The sequence below is a fragment of the Ruegeria sp. THAF57 genome, from assembly GCF_903914075.1.
In the GTDB taxonomy this organism is placed as follows: Bacteria; Pseudomonadota; Alphaproteobacteria; order Rhodobacterales; family Rhodobacteraceae; genus Ruegeria.
In genome coordinates, this window is sequence record NZ_CAIWNQ010000001.1 from 104,164 (window position 1) to 123,504 (window position 19,341).

Annotated in this window: 15 protein-coding genes; 12 read left to right on the forward strand and 3 right to left on the reverse strand. The window is 56.9% G+C overall.

Features of this window, described 5'->3' with window-relative positions:
• Nucleotides 1-8 precede the first annotated feature (8 nt).
• The 6 genes from RUESEDTHA_RS00490 (at nt 9) to RUESEDTHA_RS00515 (ending at nt 9,550) form a co-directional block, all read left to right on the forward strand.
• Nucleotides 9-1,223, forward strand: coding sequence for an MFS transporter (locus tag RUESEDTHA_RS00490; protein WP_180883526.1), 1,215 nt, complete (start codon nt 9-11; stop codon nt 1,221-1,223).
• Complete coding sequence (locus tag RUESEDTHA_RS00495; protein ID WP_180883527.1) at nt 1,220-1,816, forward strand: YceI family protein; 597 nt, start codon at nt 1,220-1,222, stop codon at nt 1,814-1,816. Before RUESEDTHA_RS00490 ends, RUESEDTHA_RS00495 begins: the two co-directional genes overlap by 4 nt.
• A 70-nt stretch (nt 1,817-1,886) precedes the next feature.
• Nucleotides 1,887-3,122 carry an MFS transporter gene (locus tag RUESEDTHA_RS00500; protein ID WP_171123006.1) on the forward strand — a complete coding sequence of 412 codons (1,236 nt, stop codon included), beginning with the start codon at nt 1,887-1,889 and terminating at the stop codon, nt 3,120-3,122.
• A 105-nt stretch (nt 3,123-3,227) separates the two neighbouring features.
• Nucleotides 3,228-4,946 (forward strand): methionine--tRNA ligase, encoded by a 1,719-nt coding sequence (metG, locus tag RUESEDTHA_RS00505; RefSeq protein WP_180883528.1) that lies wholly within the window; start codon nt 3,228-3,230, stop codon nt 4,944-4,946.
• A gap of 284 nt (nt 4,947-5,230) precedes the next feature.
• A complete protein-coding gene (locus RUESEDTHA_RS00510) occupies nt 5,231-6,409 on the forward strand; it encodes an efflux RND transporter periplasmic adaptor subunit (protein ID WP_180883529.1) in 1,179 nt (392 codons plus the stop codon).
• A 3-nt stretch (nt 6,410-6,412) separates the two neighbouring features.
• The gene (locus tag RUESEDTHA_RS00515; protein ID WP_180883530.1) at nt 6,413-9,550 is read left to right on the forward strand and encodes an efflux RND transporter permease subunit; all 3,138 of its coding nucleotides are present in this window, start codon (nt 6,413-6,415) and stop codon (nt 9,548-9,550) included.
• 53 nt (nt 9,551-9,603) lie between these two features.
• Here RUESEDTHA_RS00515 and glpD read toward each other — a convergent pair whose 3' ends face one another.
• Nucleotides 9,604-11,187 (reverse strand): glycerol-3-phosphate dehydrogenase, encoded by a 1,584-nt coding sequence (gene glpD / locus RUESEDTHA_RS00520; protein WP_180883531.1) that lies wholly within the window; start codon nt 11,185-11,187, stop codon nt 9,604-9,606.
• A 211-nt stretch (nt 11,188-11,398) separates the two neighbouring features.
• Here glpD and RUESEDTHA_RS00525 point away from each other — a divergent pair, with 211 nt between their 5' ends.
• The 6 genes from RUESEDTHA_RS00525 to RUESEDTHA_RS00550 all read left to right on the forward strand — a co-directional run bounded on the left by RUESEDTHA_RS00525 (nt 11,399) and on the right by RUESEDTHA_RS00550 (nt 16,147).
• Entirely contained in the window at nt 11,399-12,160 is a 762-nt protein-coding gene (locus RUESEDTHA_RS00525; RefSeq protein WP_180883532.1) for a DeoR/GlpR family DNA-binding transcription regulator, read from the forward strand.
• 115 nt (nt 12,161-12,275) lie between these two features.
• Nucleotides 12,276-12,431, forward strand: coding sequence for a DUF5993 family protein (locus RUESEDTHA_RS00530; RefSeq protein ID WP_171121178.1), 156 nt, complete (start codon nt 12,276-12,278; stop codon nt 12,429-12,431).
• A gap of 9 nt (nt 12,432-12,440) precedes the next feature.
• Entirely contained in the window at nt 12,441-13,010 is a 570-nt protein-coding gene (locus RUESEDTHA_RS00535; RefSeq protein WP_171239399.1) for a disulfide bond formation protein B, read from the forward strand.
• A 34-nt stretch (nt 13,011-13,044) separates the two neighbouring features.
• Nucleotides 13,045-13,407, forward strand: coding sequence for a DUF3302 domain-containing protein (locus tag RUESEDTHA_RS00540; RefSeq protein WP_170383924.1), 363 nt, complete (start codon nt 13,045-13,047; stop codon nt 13,405-13,407).
• Between the two features lie 20 nt (nt 13,408-13,427).
• On the forward strand, nt 13,428-14,573 hold the full coding sequence (locus tag RUESEDTHA_RS00545; RefSeq protein ID WP_180883533.1) for an HlyD family secretion protein: 1,146 nt from the start codon (nt 13,428-13,430) through the stop codon (nt 14,571-14,573).
• An 11-nt stretch (nt 14,574-14,584) separates the two neighbouring features.
• On the forward strand, nt 14,585-16,147 hold the full coding sequence (locus tag RUESEDTHA_RS00550; protein ID WP_180883534.1) for an efflux transporter outer membrane subunit: 1,563 nt from the start codon (nt 14,585-14,587) through the stop codon (nt 16,145-16,147).
• Between the two features lie 3 nt (nt 16,148-16,150).
• On the opposite strand, the gene mprF is transcribed toward RUESEDTHA_RS00550, so the two are convergent.
• Together mprF and RUESEDTHA_RS00560 are read right to left on the reverse strand one after the other, a co-directional pair.
• Nucleotides 16,151-18,760, reverse strand: coding sequence for a bifunctional lysylphosphatidylglycerol flippase/synthetase MprF (mprF, locus tag RUESEDTHA_RS00555; RefSeq protein WP_180883535.1), 2,610 nt, complete (start codon nt 18,758-18,760; stop codon nt 16,151-16,153).
• A gap of 100 nt (nt 18,761-18,860) precedes the next feature.
• Nucleotides 18,861-19,289, reverse strand: coding sequence for an Lrp/AsnC family transcriptional regulator (locus tag RUESEDTHA_RS00560; RefSeq protein WP_171121173.1), 429 nt, complete (start codon nt 19,287-19,289; stop codon nt 18,861-18,863).
• Between the last annotated feature and the right edge of the window lie 52 nt (nt 19,290-19,341).

Consider the following 19,341-nt stretch of genomic DNA (forward strand, 5'->3'; position numbering starts at 1 on the left):
GTGCCGGGATGAGCCACGCGATCCACGACAGCCGCTATTCCTGGCTTCGCCTCTTGATCACGCTCGCCATTGCGACGGTGGCGAATGTAGGCATGTGGGCCGTGATCGTGGTGATGCCCGCAATCGAGGCGCAGTTCGACGCTGGCCGCGCCGAGGCATCGTTCCCGTATGTCCTATCCATGATCGGCTTTGCGTTGGGCAACATGTGGCTGGGCCAACTAGTGGATCGGCTGGGTGTGACCAAGGCGCTGATCGGGGCCGCGGCGCTGAGCGCAATCAGCTACCTGCTTGCAACATGGGCGCCGAACATGGCGCTGCTGTCTGCGGCTCATCTATTGCTGGGTCTGGGAACCTCGATCGGATTTGGTCCGCTGATCGCCGATATCTCGCACTGGTTCATGAAGCGGCGCGGCATTGCCGTGGCGCTGGTGGCCAGCGGGAACTATCTGTCTGGCGCAATCTGGCCGACCCTACTGTCCGGCATTCTGGCGCGTGAAGGGTGGCAACAGGTCTATCTGACATTGGCGATCATAACGCTGGTCGTCGTGATCCCCCTGTCCCTACTACTGCGCCGTCAGGTTCCGGTCGAAGCCCATCAAACCGCAGCCGCAAACGCGCAGATCAACGCGCGTAGTGTCGGCATATCCCCACGAACATTGCAATACATTCTGGGTCTAGCCGGGATCGGCTGTTGCGTGGCGATGTCGATGCCACAGGTTCATATCGTTTCATACTGCGTTGGGCTTGGTTATGGCCCTGCTGTCGGTGCCGAGATGCTGTCGCTGATGCTGCTTGGCGGTGTGGTCAGCCGGGTTATCTCGGGGATGGTCGCGGATAAGCTGGGCGGTCTGTACACATTGCTGATCGGCTCGGTCCTGCAATGCATCGCCCTGTTCCTGTTCCTGCCTTATGACGGGATGGTTTCCCTTTATGTCATCAGCCTCATGTTCGGGCTGGCGCAAGGTGGGATCGTCCCCAGCTATGCTTTGGTCGTGCGCGAATACATGCCTCCGCAAGAGGCCGGAGCGCGGGTCGGCTTTGTCATGATGATGACAATCATGGGCATGGCCCTAGGCGGGTGGATGTCCGGGTGGATTTACGACTTTACCGGAAATTACCAACTGGCATTTATCAACGGCATTCTCTGGAATGGTCTGAACATCGTCATTCTTTTGACCCTGCTCAACCGATCACGCCCGCGCAGGCAAGAGGTACCCGCATGACCATACTGTCACGGCGTACCTTACTGGGCGGGCTTGTCACCCTACCGATGGTCCGCCCCGCACTGGCCGCGTTACAGCCTTACGAACTGCTAAAGGACGGAACTTCTGTCGATTTTACCTTTGCACTCTCCGGCATCACCCAATCTGGCACGATGCCGATTCAGAGCGCCGATATTCAGATCGACCTTCGCAACCTGCCAAACAGCCGTGTTGCAGTTGTCCTAAGCGTTGCCGAAGCACGCACCAAAGTCCCGTTTGCACGCAAACCGATGCTAAGCGAAAGCGTTCTGGACGCCGGCGCCTTCCCGACCATCCAATTCGAGTCGACCAGCATTCTGTTAGGCGAAGGTGGGCGTATCTCTCACGGGGCGATGGTGGTCGGCGATCTGACTTTGCGCGGTGTCACCCGCCCGATCGCGCTGCAGGCAAACCTGTTTCGGGAACGCGGCAGCGACACCGGCAATCTTGACGATCTCTCAATCAACTTGACCGGAGCACTGAACAGGCACGACTTCGGCGCATCCGGCTATGCTGATCTGGTGCAGGATACAGTCGGGCTGGACATTCAGGCCCGCATCAAACGCATCGGATAGGTGAAAAACGACGTGACAAAGTCGATAAGCTGCGCGCGTCCCGCTCAGGATGCGCCAATCTGAGGCCATTATGCGCACCATCATTTCCTTTGCCGCCCTGTTCCTCTCGGTCATACTGTTGCAGCTATCCACAGGTGGCGTCGGCCCGCTGGATGCCATCTCGGGCCTGACGCTTGAGTTCACGACCGAGCAGATCGGTCTTTTGGGATCCGCTCATTTCATCGGGTTCTTTATCGGCTGCTGGTGGGCGCCGCGTCTTATGGGAAGCGTGGGTCACTCGCGCGCTTTTGCGGTCTGTACGGCCTTGGGTGCAATGGGTCTGTTGGGGCATACGTTGACGGAAAACCCATATGTCTGGGCAGTTCTTCGCATCGCATCGGGTACCTGCGTCGCTGGGTGTTACACTGTGATCGAGGCTTGGCTTAACGCCAAGGTAACCAACGAAACACGCGGGCGCGCGATGGGCACTTACCGGATCGCGGATATGGGCGCGTCATTATGCGCGCAGTTGATCATCGCCGTTTTGCCGCCTGCCTCTTATGTCTCGTACAATCTGTTGGCGATATTGTGTTGCGCGTCCCTGTTGCCCTTGACCCTGACACGGGCAAGCCAGCCGAAAACCCCTGACGCGCCGCGATTGCGACCCAAGCTTGCCTGGCGCAGCTCCCCCTTGGCGGTGGCGGGCGTGATCGTGGCTGCGTTAAGCTCGGCATCATTTCGGATGGTCGGGCCAGTTTACGGGCAAGAAGTTGGTTTGGATGTAGATCAGATCGCTTTCTTTCTGGCGTCCTTTGTCTTGGGTGGGGCGCTGGCGCAGTACCCTCTGGGCTGGCTGGCGGACAAATATGACCGCCGCTGGGTGTTGATCTGGCTGTCGGTCGCCGCTGTACTAAGCTGTGGTGTGACCATGGCAGCCAGCGGAGCCGGGACGTTGGGCGTGATGCTGGCCGCAGGATTGTTTGGCCTGACAACCTTTCCCATCTTTTCGGTCTCGTCCGCCCACGCCAACGACTTTGCCACAACGGAACAACGGGTCGAACTTTCTGCTGCATTGATGTTCTGGTACGCGCTCGGGGCGATCGCCTCACCATTCATCTCATCCACCCTGATTCAACAATTCGGACCGGGTGCGCTGTTTGCGTTTGTGGCGGTTGGTCATGTCGGGCTGATCGTCTTTGGTCTGGCCCGGATGCAGTCGCGCCCAACGCCAGAAGAGCGCACGAATTACGTCTATGCACCGCGCACCTCTTTCACAATCGGGCGGCTACTGAAGAAGTCGCGGGAAGAGCATAAGTCCGGTCCCTGAACACTGGATTTTAACATCCAAACTGGCAAGTAAGCAAAAGCCGGGGTTTTGCTGGCCGGTCACATCATGTAGACGGGCGCGCAGACAGTTACGTGGAAGCACAAAATGGCTCGGATTCTCATCACCTCGGCGATCCCCTATATCAACGGGATCAAGCACCTCGGCAACCTGATCGGCTCGCAATTGCCTGCCGACCTGTACGCACGTTACCAACGTGGCCGCGGGAATGAGGTCATGTTCCTGTGCGCCACCGATGAGCACGGCACTCCGGCGGAACTGGCCGCCGCCAAGGCGGGCAAGCCAGTAGGAGAGTATTGTGCTGAGATGCACGGCGTGCAGGCCGACATTGCCAACCGGTTTGGCCTAAGCTTCGATCACTTTGGCCGGTCCTCCAGCGATCAGAACAAGCACCTGACGCAGCATTTCGCGGGTAAACTGGACGACGCGGGCCTGATCCGCGAGGTCAGCGAGAAACAGGTCTATTCCAACGCCGATGGCCGCTTCCTGCCCGACCGCTATATCGAGGGCACCTGCCCCAATTGCGGATACGACCGTGCTCGTGGGGATCAGTGCGAGAACTGCACCAAGCAGCTGGACCCTACCGACCTGATCGAGCCGCGCAGCGCGATCAGCGGCTCGACCGACCTTGAGGTCCGCGAGACCAAGCACCTGTATCTGCGCCAATCCGCAATGAAGGATCAACTAGATGCGTGGATCGACAGCAAAACCGACTGGCCGATCCTGACCACATCCATTGCCAAGAAATGGCTGCACGACGGCGACGGCCTGCAGGATCGCGGCATTACCCGCGATCTGGACTGGGGTGTTCCGGTCAAGAAAGGTGATCAGGACTGGCCGGGGATGGAAGGCAAGGTCTTCTATGTCTGGTTCGACGCACCGATCGAATATATCGCCTGCGCCAAGGAATGGGCCGATGCCAGCGGCAAACCGGATTCCGAATGGGAACGCTGGTGGCGCACCGACAAAGGCGCGGATGATGTTCGTTATGTGCAGTTCATGGGCAAGGACAACGTGCCCTTCCATACGCTCAGTTTCCCCGCCACCATTCTGGGTTCAGGCGAGCCGTGGAAGATGGTCGACCACCTGAAATCCTTCAATTACCTGAACTATGACGGCGGCCAGTTCTCGACCTCTCAGGGCCGTGGCGTGTTCATGGATCAAGCGCTGGACATCCTGCCTGCCGATTTCTGGCGCTGGTGGCTGCTGAGCCATGCGCCCGAAAGCAGCGATAGTGAGTTCACATGGGAGAATTTCCAGCAATCGGTGAACAAGGATCTCGCCGACGTGCTTGGCAACTTTGTCAGTCGGATTACAAAGTTCTGCCGCTCGAAATTCGGTGAAGCGGTTCCCGAAGGCGGAGCATTTGGTGAGCGTGAACAAGAGCTTATCGCGGAACTCTCCCGCCGTGTCCGCACCTATGAAGGGTTCATGGAGGCGATGGAGGTCCGCAAATCGGCACAGGAACTGCGCGCGATCTGGGTGGCGGGCAACGAATATCTGCAATCTGCAGCCCCTTGGTCGACCTTCAAGGAAGACCCGGAACAGGCCGCAGCACAGGTACGTCTGGGCCTGAACCTGATCCGGCTCTACGCCGTGCTTAGCGCCCCGTTCATCCCCGAAACCTCGGCCAAGATGCTGAGCGCGATGAACACGCTGGACACAAGCTGGCCTGATGACGTAGCCGAGGCGCTGAACGCATTGCCAGCGGGGCATGAATTTTCTGTTCCCGACGTTCTGTTCGCCAAAATTACCGACGAACAGCGCGAAGATTGGCAAACCCGCTTTGCCGGTACACGCGACTAAAGCCACGCAACAGCATTGAAAACGAAGGGGGCAATTTGCCCCCTTTTTGTTGTCAGGTTTCCGCTCAGACACGTCCTTCAACCTGCCCGGCACGCGATCTTCCGCGCAAGCGCGCTCGTAACCCTGTGCGTTGCCGCAAGAAATTCCGCCAGCGATCCGATGGAAACGCGTCAACATGCTTGAGAAAAAGAAACAAACCCGCCATCCTGCCTAAAAGTTCACTCGACTCGGATCGCGGTCGGCAACCCGGGTTGCGTACAGTTTAATTTAATGAGGCAATTGCCATGTCCCTTGCATCGACGTTGTTGAAACTTGGCCAAAGCAAAGCGGAACCCAGTTTTCTGAGGCACGCCGTGGCTTTGACTGTAATCGGACTGGCACATCCTGCACTCGCTCAGGATCAGGGCGACGCGCCGCCGCCCAAAGTGTCCATCGCCGCGGCCTACACGCAGGAAATCACCGAGGAAGCCGCGTTCATCGGACGGGCTGAGGCGCTGAACAAAGCCGATATCGTTGCACGCGTTAGCGGGTTTCTGGAATCTCAGAACGTGGAAGATGGTGCGCTGGTGAAACAGGGCGATCTGTTGTTCACCATTGAACCCGATCTGTATCAGGCGACACTAGACGCCCGTAACGCCGATCTTGACCGTGCCGAAGCCAATCTGGAGCTTGCCAAGGTCGAGCTGACAAGAAAGCAAGAGCTGTATGAGCGGGATGCCACGCCGGAATCGGAACGCGACATTGCGCGGGCCAATGAGTTGGTTGCCGAAGCTGAGGTCAAAGCCTCGAAAGCTGCTATTCAACAAGCCCAACTGGACCTGAGCTATACTGAAATCCACGCACCCTTTGACGGTCGAATTGGCCGCGTCGGCATAAGCGTCGGGGACGTCGTTGGTCCGACCAATCCACCCTTGGTCAATATCGTCAGCGAAGCGCCGATTTACGTGAATTTTTCGGTAAACGAAAAGCAATTTACCTCGGTTTTGGAAACGGTTGGCGAAAATCCCGCGTCCCTTGCAGAAAGCGACAAAAGCCCGAATGTTCACATCGACCTTCCGAACGGAACAAAACTGGATGAGACCGGCAAGATCGTGTTCGTCGACAACCGGATCGACCCATTGACCGGCGCGATTTCGATGCGGGCCGAGTTTGCGAATGCCAAACGGCTGATCGTCGATGGGGCATTTTTGAATGTCCGGATCGAAGCCCTGCAACCCACGCTCGAAGTGCTGATCCCGCAAGCTGCGCTACAACGTGATCAACGGGGTGAGTTCGTTCTGGTCGTCAACGATCAGCAAATGGTCGAACAGCGCTATATCACGACTGGCAACAACGAAGGCACCGCCGTGATCGTCAAGGACGGGTTGCGCGAAGGAGAAAGCGTCATCGTCGAGGGCCTGCAAAGGGTCCGCCCCGGCGTCGCGGTCGACGCTGTCGTGGCGTCTGAGCAGCCGGGAGAATAACCCATGTTCTCTGCCCTGTTCATCAGCCGGCCAAAGCTGGCCCTTGTTATTTCGCTTGTCCTCACAATTATGGGCGCCATCGGCTATATGGTTCTGCCTGTCGCCCAGTTCCCCGACATCACGCCCCCGGTGGTCAGTGTGACGACAACCTACACCGGGGCCAATGCCGAGACTGTTGAGAATACCGTAGCCGCCCCGATCGAGGCGCAGGTAAACGGCGTGGACGACATGATTTACATGACGTCGACCTCCTCGGACAACGGAAGCTATTCGCTGAATATTACGTTCGAGGTGGGCACCGACCCGGATATCGCTTCGGTGAACGTGCAAAACCGCGTGGCGCAGGCCATGTCGTCGCTGCCGACCGAGGTGACATCATCTGGGGTGGTTACGCAAAAAGCGTCGACGAACATGCTGTTGCTGGTCACGCTGACTTCGCCCGAAGGTACATATGACAGCGTGTTCCTGTCGAACTATGCTTCTATCAACCTGAAAGACGCGCTGGCGCGGGTTCAGGGGGTTGGTAAGGCCGATGTTCTGACCAATCTGGAATACGCGATGCGGATCTGGATGGACCCAGATCAGATGGCTGCGCTGTCTATCACACCCGGCGATGTGATCAGCGCCATTCGCGAGCAAAACGTCGAAGTGTCTGCGGGCTCGATCGGTGCACCGCCGGTGCCGAAGGGACAGACATTCCAATACACGATCAAAACCAAGGGTCGACTGACGTCGGCGGAAGAGTTTGGTGACATTGTCATTCGAACCGGGGAAGCGGGCTCGATCGTCCGCGTCAAGGATATCGCACGGGTCGAGCTGGGGGCTGAATACTACGCCGCTTCAGGTTATTTCCAAAGCGTCCCCGCGACCGTTATCGGCATTTATCAGGCCCCCGGCGCGAACGCACTTGCCGTATCAGAGCGCGTTGAGGCGGAGCTGGAGCGCCTATCCCGCTCGTTCCCGACGGATGTGGAATATCAGGTTCCGTTCAACACCACCGACTTTGTCGAGCAATCTCTGAAAGACGTTGTCTCGACCTTGATCCTGACCTTCATTCTGGTGATCTCGGTCGTGTTCGTGTTTCTGGGCAGTTGGCGCGCGACTATTATTCCTGCCGTTGCGATCCCTGTCTCGCTTATCGGGACGTTCGCGTTCCTGCTGGCCTTTGGAATGTCGCTGAATACGATCTCATTGTTCGCCTTGGTGCTTGCGATCGGGATTGTGGTCGACGACGCCATTGTTGTCGTGGAAAACGTGGAACGCATTATCGCGGATGAGGGGTTGCCCCCGGCAGAAGCGACCCGCAAGGCCATGGGGCAAATCACCGGGCCGGTGATTGCAACCACGCTGGTTCTGCTGGCGGTGTTTGTACCTGTGACCTTCATGCCCGGAATTTCAGGGCGGCTGTACTCTCAGTTCGCCGTAACGATTTCGACGGCTGTGGTCATCTCGTCGATCAACGCCCTTACGTTGTCGCCGGCTTTGTGCGGACTTGTTCTGCGCGCCCGCTCTGGCCCGCCCAAGGGGTTGCTGGCCCTGTTCGAAAGGTTGATTGGCACGGTTCGATCCGGCTATGTCGCGATCGTGCGCAAACTGCTGATCCTGCCGGTCATCGCTTTGGGGATCGTTGTTGCCCTTGCGATGGGGACAGGGACAATCATGTCAAAAACTTCGAGCGGCTTTATCCCGCTTGAGGATAACGGTTACCTGTTCGTTGACATCCAGTTGCCCGACGCCGCAACGCTTGAACGCACCGAGACGGTCTCAAGCCGCGTGGACGACCAAATTCGGCAAATCCCGGGCGTCGCAAGCACGGTTCTGATCAACGGCTTCTCGCTGCTGAATGGAACGATCACCAACGGTGCCGCAATCTTTGTGAACTTGGACAACTGGGATGAGCGTCAGGAAGACGACCTGAGCGCCAATGCCATCCTTGGCAAGGTGCTGGCGATTGCAAATGGAGAATCCGCAGCCTCGATCGTGGCCTTCAACCCACCGCCTATTCAAGGTTTGGGCATGTCGGCCGGTGTCGAGATGGAAGTCCAGCAAACCGGCGGTGGCTCACCTCAGGATCTGGCATCTGCCGTGGGCTCTTTTGTGTACTCAGCCAACCAACGGCCAGAGATCGCACAGGCCTACACGACCTTCCGGGCAAACGTGCCTCAATTGTTTGTTGATCTGGACCGAGAGAAAGCCAAGACGCTGCAAGTGTCGGTGGCCGAAGTCTTCCAGACCATGCAGGCGCAATTGGGGTCGTATTACGTGAACGACTTCAACCTGTTTGGGCGGGTCTACCGCGTGATGATCCAGGCCGACGGAAGCTATCGCGACAACGTCGAGGATATTTCTAACCTCTATGTACGCTCCACCAAGGGCGAGATGGTGCCGCTTGGAACACTGGTTGATGTTGAAAACGTGCTTGGGCCGGTTCTGCTGAAACGCCACAACCTGTTCCGGTCTGCGACAGTTACGGCGGTTCCTGCCGCAGGGCTATCAACCGGGGACGCAATCAATACGATGACCGAAGAGTCCGCGACCGCCCTACCCCCTGGGTATGCCTTCGAATGGACCGGCACAGCGCAGCAACAGCTTGCGTCTGGCGGGTTGGTCATCGTGATCTTGGGACTGGCAATCCTGTTTGGGTATCTGTTCCTTGTCGGGCAATACGAGAGTTGGACGCTGCCGGTCTCTATCCTTCTATCCGTGGTGGTTGCCCTGTTCGGGGCCGTTGCTGCGGTGGCTATCGTGGGCAGCGACATCAACCTGTATACGCAGATCGGGATGATCATGCTTGTTGGGCTTGCATCCAAGAACGGTATTCTGATCGTCGAATTCGCAATGGAACAGCGCGCAAACGGCTTGCCGATTAAAGAAGCCGCCGCCGAAGCCGCGTTTCAGCGTTTCCGCGCGGTCATGATGACCGCCCTGTCTTTCCTGCTGGGCGTTGTGCCCCTATTGGCCGCAAACGGAGCGGGTGCAGCCAGTCAGAAGGCAATCGGTGTCGCGGTGTTTGGCGGTATGCTGGCAGCGACATTGGTCGGGGTGATTGTTGTTCCGGTCCTCTACGCGCTGCTGCAAGGGTTGCGAGAGTGGCTGAAAGGCACCAAGAACGATCCCGGGCCGTCTGAAAAAACAGCCTGAACATTGAAAAAGGGCCCCGCTGAAACAGTGGGGCCCTTTTAGAGTGTAGAGGATCACAAAGCAGATCTTTGCCGCTTGTCCAACCATCGCCCGATCTGGTCGATTTGGTCCGTGGTCAGCTTCAACCCAAGCTTATTGCGCCGCCACGCAACGTCTTCGGCGGTTCTTGCGTATTCTTTTTCGGCCAGCCACTCCAACTCGCGCTCAGTCAGTGTCGCACCAAACTCTTGGCCTAAGTCACTGGCGCTTTTGGCGTCTGCAAGAATGACACGAGCATCGGTGCCATAAGCGCGCACCAGCCGCTCTGCCCACGCCCTGTTCAGGAAGGAATAATCGGCTTCTAGCCCGGCAATCAGTTGCTGCACACCGTCAACCGGAAAGTCACCGCCGGGAAGTGCGACGCCAGCCGTCCAAGGGCCCGGCAGGTTCGGAAAATGTTCAGCCACCTTTTCCAACGCGCTTTCGGCCAAGCGGCGATAGGTGGTGATCTTTCCACCGAACACGTTCAATACTGGCGCACCACCCTGCGCATCCACCTTCAAAGTATAGTCCCGCGTGGCGGCCGTGGCGCTGCTGGCCCCGTCATCATATAGCGGACGTACACCGGAATAGGTCCAGACGACGTCTTCCCGCGTAACAGGCGTTTTGAAGTATTTCGACGCAAAGGCGCACAAATAATCCTGCTCGGCCTCGGTGCATACCGGTGGTTCCGAGGGATTCGGATGGTCCTGATCTGTGGTGCCAATCAGGGTAAATTCACGCTCGTAAGGGATAGCGAAGATGATGCGGCCATCTTCGCCCTGAAAGAAATAGCACTTATCATGGTCGAACAATTTGCGGGTCACGATATGGCTGCCGCGCACCAGCCGCACACCCTCGCGCGAGTTCACACGGATTTTGGTCTGGATGATGTCGCCAACCCATGGACCTCCAGCGTTGATCAGCATCCTCGCCTGTATCATCCGCGTCTCGCCGCTGATTTCGTCGCGGATTGTAACATGCCACAGACCATCGACACGTTCAGCCGACATCACTTTGGTTCGGACCATGATCTGCGCACCGCGGGCCTCGGCATCGCGGGCGTTCAGAACGACCAGCCGCGAGTCTTCAATCCAGCAATCCGAATACTCGTAAGCCGTTTCAAATCTGTCCTGAAGAGGGCCGCCTTCTGCCGCTGTCCGAAGATTCAACGAGGTCGTACCCGGAAGAATTTTCCGCCCGCCAAGGTGGTCATACATGAATAAGCCCAAGCGGATCAGCCACGCCGGTCGCTGTCCCCGCATCCATGGCATGAAGGTACTTAGCAAGCGTGACGTCGGCGTATCCGATTCAAACCGCATATCCTCGTGATAGGGCAGCACAAATCTCATCGGCCAGCTAATGTGCGGCATGGCCCGCAACAGGGTTTCCCGCTCAACCAATGCTTCTCGGACCAGTCGGAACTCAAAATACTCAAGATACCGCAAGCCTCCATGAAACAGTTTGGTCGAGGCCGAAGATGTTGCCGATGCCAGATCGTTCATCTCGGCTAATACAACAGACAAACCGCGCCCTGCTGCATCTCTGGCGATTCCGCATCCGTTGATCCCCCCACCGATGATGAAAAGATCGGTTACCTCTTCGCTGCGCCCAGCCATATCCAGTCGATTCCCTTTGCCGGTTTAATCGCCGCCATTAACCCGGTGAGCGCTCGGTTCGTCAATGTTGATATTCGTTTTTATTCGTATTTGGCGACGCAAACACTCTAGGCGTCAAATTTTTTGACATATATTGCAAGCTCATAACCAGACCCTTGCATTTTCACCCAAAGCGAACAAAAACGAATACGCCATATAGTTGGAGATGCCCGTGTCACTTTCATTCCGCCAGTCTGACATCCTGAAAATTGCCAAGCAGGACGGGCGCGTCATGGTTGAGGAACTGGCCGAAACCTTCAATGTCACCGTGCAAACCATTCGCAGAGACCTGTCAGAGCTTGCAGATATGGGAAAGCTGGACCGCGTGCATGGCGGGGCTGTGTTGCGGTCAGGTGTTTCGAACATTGGGTATGAAGACCGCCGTGCGCTGAATGCGGATACAAAGACCCGCATCGCGCAAGCCTGCGCACAAGACATCCCAGACGGCGCATCCCTTTTCATGAACATCGGCACCTCGACCGAAGCGGTTGCGCGACAATTGCTGAACCACAAAGACCTGATGGTTGTGACGAACAACATGAACGTTGCGAATATCCTTGTCGAAAACACGGATTGCGAGATCGTGGTCGCCGGGGGCGTCCTGCGTAGGTCAGATGGGGGCTTGGTCGGAAACCTGACGATATCGACAATTGAACAATTCAAATTCGACTATGCGGTTATTGGATGTTCGGCCCTTGATGCAGAAGGCGACCTGCTGGATTTTGACTTTCAGGAAGTACGGGTCAGCCAGACAATCATCGCCCAAGCACGACAGACCCTGCTAGTAGCGGACCATTCCAAGTTCCAAAGAACCGCTCCGGCAAGGATAGCTTCACTCGCTGAGGTTGATGTTTTCTATACAGATTTACCGGTGACTGATGATCTTCAGCACAAATGCGTGGAATGGCAGACTCGGCTGAATATAGGTCAGTAAGGCGCTGCATTCCCGTATTTGGGGCTTATTCCAAAACCGGTTCTTGTCAGGTGCGACTTAGCCTGACACTATCACAACATATTGCAATCGTTGCACGGCAGGGAGGGTCCGGGCCATGATCGCGCTTTTGTTTGCGTTGCTTACTGCCACCATGGGGCTGAATTACTTTCGATTGACCACAGCGGCCAATGTGTTGTTTTTCATCACTCTTGCGATGAGCGTCTACTGGTTCAAATTCCATGCAACCAGCCAATTGACGATTCAACTATAGGGGGCTGCGTTGACACCTGATCTGTCCCGAAACCTGAACGCCCTTGGCACTCTGGCCGTCAGTCTGGTTTTGCTTTTGGCCTATATCTATCAGTTGACCCTGTACGAACTGCCCTGCCCCCTTTGCCTGCTTCAACGCGTTGGCTTTGTCGCCGTAGGGGTCGGGCTGGGTTTGAACCTTTTATACGGCGCGCGGCCCCGACATTATGCCTTGATGCTGATTGCCGCGCTCTTTGGTATCAGCGTATCTGTGCGCCAAATCCTGCTGCATATCGTGCCGGGCACAGGTCACTATGGCTCGCCCGTTCTGGGCTATCACTATTACACGTGGGCGGCGATCTGCTTTTTCCTGATCCTGCTGGGAACTGCCATCATGCTGATGTTCGACCGGCAATATGCTGACGACACATCCGATCAGCCGCGGTTCGGTGGCAGCACATTGGCGAAGGCTGCATTTTTCATAATGCTGGGCTTGGCCGCCTTGAATGCGATCTCGACCCTGCTGGAATGCGGCCCCGGCATCTGCGCCGACCCGCCGACGGACTACAAACTGATTGACGAACTGGGGACCAACAACTGAGGATGGGTCAACCGTCCCTCAAGGAGGCACGAGCATGGGACTATTGGGGCAGCCGCTTGGCTACTATGACTACCTGACTTTTCTGGCACTGATACTGCTGCTTGCTGCGGTTATGGGGCTGTTCCTGTTCCTTATGGGGCTGCCGGGCCGTATCGCCATCAAACGAAACCATCCTCATGCCGAGGCGGTCAAGATCATGGGCTGGATGGGGTTCCTGGCGATTGTACCTTGGGTCCATGCCTTTATCTGGGCTTTCCACGATGGAACAACAGTCGATATTCGCCGTATGCCAGACGACGAGCGGGACGCTGTGCGCAAAGAAATCAAACGGTTGGGCGGAACACTGACCGACGAATACCGCGATCCGCTTGATCCTGACGAGACGCAGAAGAGCTAAGCCAAAGGAACTGAAACACCATGTTTGTCGCCCTCGGCATTACGCTTTTCTACATCATTTTCGTCTGGTTCATTTTCTTCAAAATGCAATGGCTGCGCTTCAACATCGCCTGGGGCATCGTGTCCTTTTGGGTGGGCGCACACCTGCTGCTGATCTTCCTTGTTGCTTTGCGGTTCTTTCAGCCGTTTTCCATCGACAGCCATGTTGTCCGCTCGACCATCCAGATTGTCCCACGCCTGACCGAGCCGACAATCCTGACGGAGGTTTTGGTTGAACCCAACACCGAGGTCAAAAAAGGGGACCCGCTTTATCGTTTCGATGACACCGTTTTCTCTTTGGAGGTCAAGGAAGCCAACGCGCAACTGGTTGCCGCGCAGCAAAACGCGAAGATCCTTGAACAGGACGTCATCGTTGCTGCCGAAGCCGTAGAACGCGCGAACGCCAAGCTGGCCTATTCTCTGACACAGCAAACGCGGTACGAAAATCTTGTTCCCGCGGGCGGCGCGCGACAGGATGAGCTGGATCGCTGGAACGAGCAGGTCACCGAAGATCAGGCTTCGATAAAGGAAGCCGAAGCGAACCTTGAAAAAGCGGAACTTGCGCTGAATTCTCAGATCGACGGGGTGAATACGGGTATCCTGCAAGCGCGGGCACAGTTGGAAAAGGCCGAGTACTTTCTTGAAAACACCACGATTTACGCCCCAGAAGATGGGATGATCGTGTCGCAACAGGCGCGCCCCGGTCTTGTTGTCGGGGATATTCGTCTAGGTGCGATCGCCAGCTTTGTGACCAAGGATAACCCCTATCTTCTTGCGACTTATCGTCAGCAGAACCTCAAATTTGTCGAACCCGGTCAAGAGGTCGAGGTCGCGTTGGACCTGTATCCCGGCGAAATCCTTACCGGCAGGGTCGAGGCGATCTGGTGGGCCACTCGCCAAGGTCAATACCTGCCATCCGGCCGCCTGCCCGGTTTTGAACTGCCCAAATTGCCGGGTCGCATTGCGGTGCAGATCACGGTCGATCTTCCCGACGGCCACACTTTGCCCGCTGGTGGGCACGCTGCTGTGGCGATCTACACAGGCCAGGGCAAAAGTTTTGAGTTCCTGCGACGCATCAATATCCGGCTTTATTCCTTCGCCAACTTCATCCGACCACTGGACATCTGAGGACGCACAGCATGAACCGGGCCAACTTCCGCAGCAGGATCATCGGGACAGCACTAAGCGCGGCATTGCTTGTGGCGTGCACACCAGTTGGCCCCGATTTCGTGCGGCCGAACTCTCCGGTCGTGAAGGAATGGATCGAGGTGAACAGCCCAAGCACAGGGCCCAGTGGCTTGACCTCGCGCAGCGCCCCCGTGGTCCGCTGGTGGGAGACATTCAACGACCCCACCTTGAACAAGCTGATCGCAGAAGCCTATGCCCAGAACCTTGACCTGCAAGTGGCAGGTGCCCGCGTTTTGCAGGCCCGCGCGCAGTTGGGTATCGCGTTTGGCGAGCTTTATCCGCAATCACAGGCTATCGGCGGCTCGATCGAACGGCGTCAAATCAGCGAAAACCTTGGGCCGATTTCGGACATCAACCGGATCATCCCTTTGGATACCGAATTTTCGACCTCGCAAGTCGGCTTTGATGCACAATGGGAGCTGGATGTCTGGGGGGCACAACGGCGGGGTGTGCAGGCAGCACGATCTAACCTTGCGCTTCAGGTCGCCAACTATGACGACGCCTTGGTTACTTTGACGGGCGATGTTGCCGCGCTTTACGTCAATATCCGTGCGTTGCAAGAGTCGCTCTCTGTCTCACGTGAGAACATTCAGTTGCAGCAGGAAAGCGCGAACCTGACCGAACTGCGGTTCAAGAACGGCGTCACGACTGAGCTGGATGTACAGGAGTCTCAAGCGCTGCTGAACAACACCAAGGCTCTGGTCCCCGCAATCGAAAGCGACTTGCAGCAAACAAAGAACGCGCTGGCGGTGCTGCTGGGCGCGACCCCGTCACGTATGTCCGGCCTGTTGGGAAGTTCTGGCCGCATTCCGTCCGCTCGGTCCAATGTATCCGTTGGCGTACCGGCAGAGCTTTTGCGGCGCCGCCCGGACGTGCGCGCGGCTGAATTGGCGGCAGCTACGCAATCGGCGCAAGTTGGGATTGCTCTCGCGGACCTTTACCCACAGTTTATCTTGTCGGGTTCTATCGGAGTGCAGGCATCGGGCGGCCGCGATTTGTTTTCGGCGGCCAGCACGACCGGGCTTGCCAATGCCGGGGTGGTCTGGAACGTCCTGAACTATGGCCGGATCAAGAACAACGTCCGCGCGCAGGACGCGGCCTATCAAGCCCTTATCGCAAATTACCAGAACACTGTCCTGACGGCCTATTCCGAAGTCGAAAGCGCGATGGTCGCCTATTCTCAGTCCCGCAAGCAGGTCGGCTTTTATGAAAACAGCGTCGCGGCCTCACGCAAGGCGGCTGAGATTGCGGTGGATCAGTACCGCGATGGGGCTGCCAGCTATTCCCGCATCCTGAACACGCAAACCGCGCTGCTGCGGTCACAGGCCAATTTGATTGAAGCCAGACAGCAGGTCTCCAGCAATCTGGTCGCAGTCTACAAGGGTCTGGGCGGTGGTTGGCAGATTCGTCAGAATCAGGAATTCCTGCCCGAGACCGTATTGGCAGAAATGGCATACCGCACGGATTGGGGCGACCTGCTGCAAGAAGCACCGACTGGGGTCAGCCTGAATTGATCGCTATTTCGTCAGGCCCCTCAACCCGCCTGAGATAAGGATGTTCACCTCATACAATATTCGGGGGGCCGCCAGACCGCCGGGGCTGGCCAGATAGTTCGGGCTCCAGTCCGGATCGAATTTCTGTTTGAAGGACCGCAGCCCCTCAAAGTGATAAAACTGTTCACCATGTTCATACACGAACCCACCAATGCGGTTCCAGATCGATGCAAGCTGACGGTTTTCGATCCCTGAAAATGGCGCGGCACCCAGCGAAAACCATTGGAACCCCTGCTCTGCCCCCCACGACATCATCTCGGCAAACAAGGCGTCCATGACAAAGCTGGGACTGTCGGGTTCATACCGCATCAGGTCCAGTGACAGTTCAGACTTGTGCCCGCCCTGAAACAGATTGGCAAACGCAACGATTTCGCCTGTCGCCCCGTTACGCAGAACCGCATGGTCAAAATACGAAAGGTATTCGTCGTCAAACCCACCGAGGGCGAACCCCTTTTCTTCACCTGCTTTTTGCGCGAGCCAATCATCGGAAATCTTCCGCAACTCGGGCAGAACCGGTGCAAGCTGCTCTTTCGGGATGATTTCGAACACATACCCCTCACGCTCGGCCCGGTTTTTGGCCTGACGGAAGCGTTTGCGCGACTTTCCGTCCAAGGAAAAGTCATTCAGCGGCACACGCGCGACCTCACCGATTTTCAGAATCGACAGACCCAGATCAAGAAAAGTCGGCAGGTATTTGGTCGAAACACTGTAAAACGCACAAAGCTTGCCCTCACGATCCGCCATTTCACGAAGTTGCCAAATCAGTTGCTGGCCGGCGGTCTCATCACCGACAGGCTCGCCCTTGCTGATCAGGGCATTGCCAGTATCGGCGTAGGCCAGAAAAGCGTTTTCCTCGGGCGACATCAAAAACTGCTTGTCGCCAGTCAATGAGATTTGCGCCTCGGTATCTTCGCTTTCCATCGCCAGACGTTCGACCGCTTTGGGGATCTCGGTGCGAACTGGTGGTGGAATCTCCCTTCCAAACAGCGTGTTCACAGCAACCACGCCCAAAATAACCGCCACAATCAGGCTGGAGCGCAGGAAACGAGACGCGTCACCGTTCCACGCGAACTCCCACCATAGGGAATTTTGATATTCCACGTGGGAATAGGCGAACAAACCGATCCAGAAAATGACCGCCAGCAGGGCAATCACACTGACAAGCCATGGGATATTCAACCTGAAAATCGACGCACCGCTGACGCGATAGAATGCGCCTCGGAACATGGCAAGCAAACCGATTGTACCCAGCATACTAACGGCTTCATGCGTATCCAGGCCCTTGGTCAGCGACGCAAAAAAGCCGACAACCATCAGCAGCATGGCCACGATCCAAGCACGATAGAGTTTTCGGAACAGCCCGCGCGAGACAAGGATCAACAGAACGCCAACCGCGCTTCCTGCAAGGTGCGACGCCTCGACAAAAGATAAAGGCAAGAAGTCCCGCAGGACCCCAAGGTTTTGGCTGCTGGTCGGAAGCGCCCCAGAAACAAGCAGGATCACCCCGGCAACGGCTGACACACCCGCAGCGACCATCGGCACGATGGGGCGCAGGACGCGGTAAACCCACGTGGCGGCTCCGCCAATTCTGCGACGATGCGTCATGGCAGACGCGACCGCGATTGAAAGGCTGGCGATAGCAAACGGCAGGAACGTATAAACCAACCGGTACAGCAACAACGCAGCAATGACGTCCGAGCGGCCCGAGGCCCCCAGCCCTGCGATCAGCGTTGCCTCAAACGCGCCTATTCCGCCCGGAGCGTGGCTTAGAATACCGACCGCGATGGCGCCAATGTACACAGCAAAAAAGAACGGGAAACCGATGCCCAGATCATCTGGCATCAGGACATATAGCGTCATGGACGCTCCGAACAGATCACCAATGGCCGCTAGGGTTAGCAATCCGGCCAATTTCCCACCGGGCAGATTGAACCCCAGCCCACCATAGGCCAGCCTGCGCCCGCCCTTTGCCAACCAAATCAACAACGTCGCAAGGCCGATAAGAAGACCGATACCTATGACAGTTTCGACAGTTTCGTTGATCGGCAGTATCTTGGAAATCCCGTCAGGATGAAGGGTCAACAGGCAGCCCAGCAACAAGACCATACCTGACCAGAACGCTATCCACGATGTAGCGATAACACCCGCAACCCGCCCAAGGTCCAGTCCAAGTGAGGCATAAATGCGGTACCTGATCGCCGTTCCCGTGATGTAGGAAAAGCCCAAACAGTTCGACACGGCATAACCACATGCCCCCGCCATCCCCGCGACGGGCAAGGGAACTTCACCATCCGCCACGCTTTGCACTGCAAAAACGTCGTACATGGACAGGGAAACAAAGCTGAATGCCGTCCAGCAGACGGCAAAGAACATCAGTTTCCAAGACGTATTCGCCACGTCTGTCTGAACGTCTGACCATTTCACATGCGACGACAGCTCATGCAAAACGACCAGCGCGATCAATGTGACCAACACCGGAATTGCGATACGGACCAGAGGTCGCTCAAGAAAACCTGTCGCACGTTCGGCCCAGCGAACCGCCCACAGTTCTTCGCCTGTGTCCTGCGTCGTCATGATGTTCCCCTGCTCTCAGGCCCGGCTATGGTCACTCGGGCGTATCTCTACGCTGGGAAACTGTTGCACAATTTCATTGAACGTCAAAGCACTACGGGCGTCAGACGCGTCCCTTGCGGGTCGAGAGCAGCAGATTGGTTTCAGAACGGGTGATCCCTTCCATCCGCCGAATTTGAAAAAGGATCTCATCCAATTCGGCCAAGGTTTCGGTCCCGATTTCCGCAATCAAATCCCAGCTTCCGTTGGTCGAATGCACAGCGCGAACCTGCGGCAAAGCCGCGATCCGCGACATGGTCCGTTCGGTGCCACGACCTTCGATCTCAAGCGTCATCAAGCCTCGAACCGGGCTTTGCGCCACATCTTGCCGGGTCAGCACGGTAAAACCCACGATTTCACCCGACTGCTTGAGACGCTGCAAGCGGTTGCGCACTGTCGCGCGCGTTACACCCAGCGTTTCGGCAAGCTCTGACAACGACGCACGCGCATCACGGTGCAAAGCACTGAGCAATCGACCATCCAAATCGTCCATACTTACTTCTCACTTTGTATTGACAGATACCTTTTTGAACACTTTGCAGTCT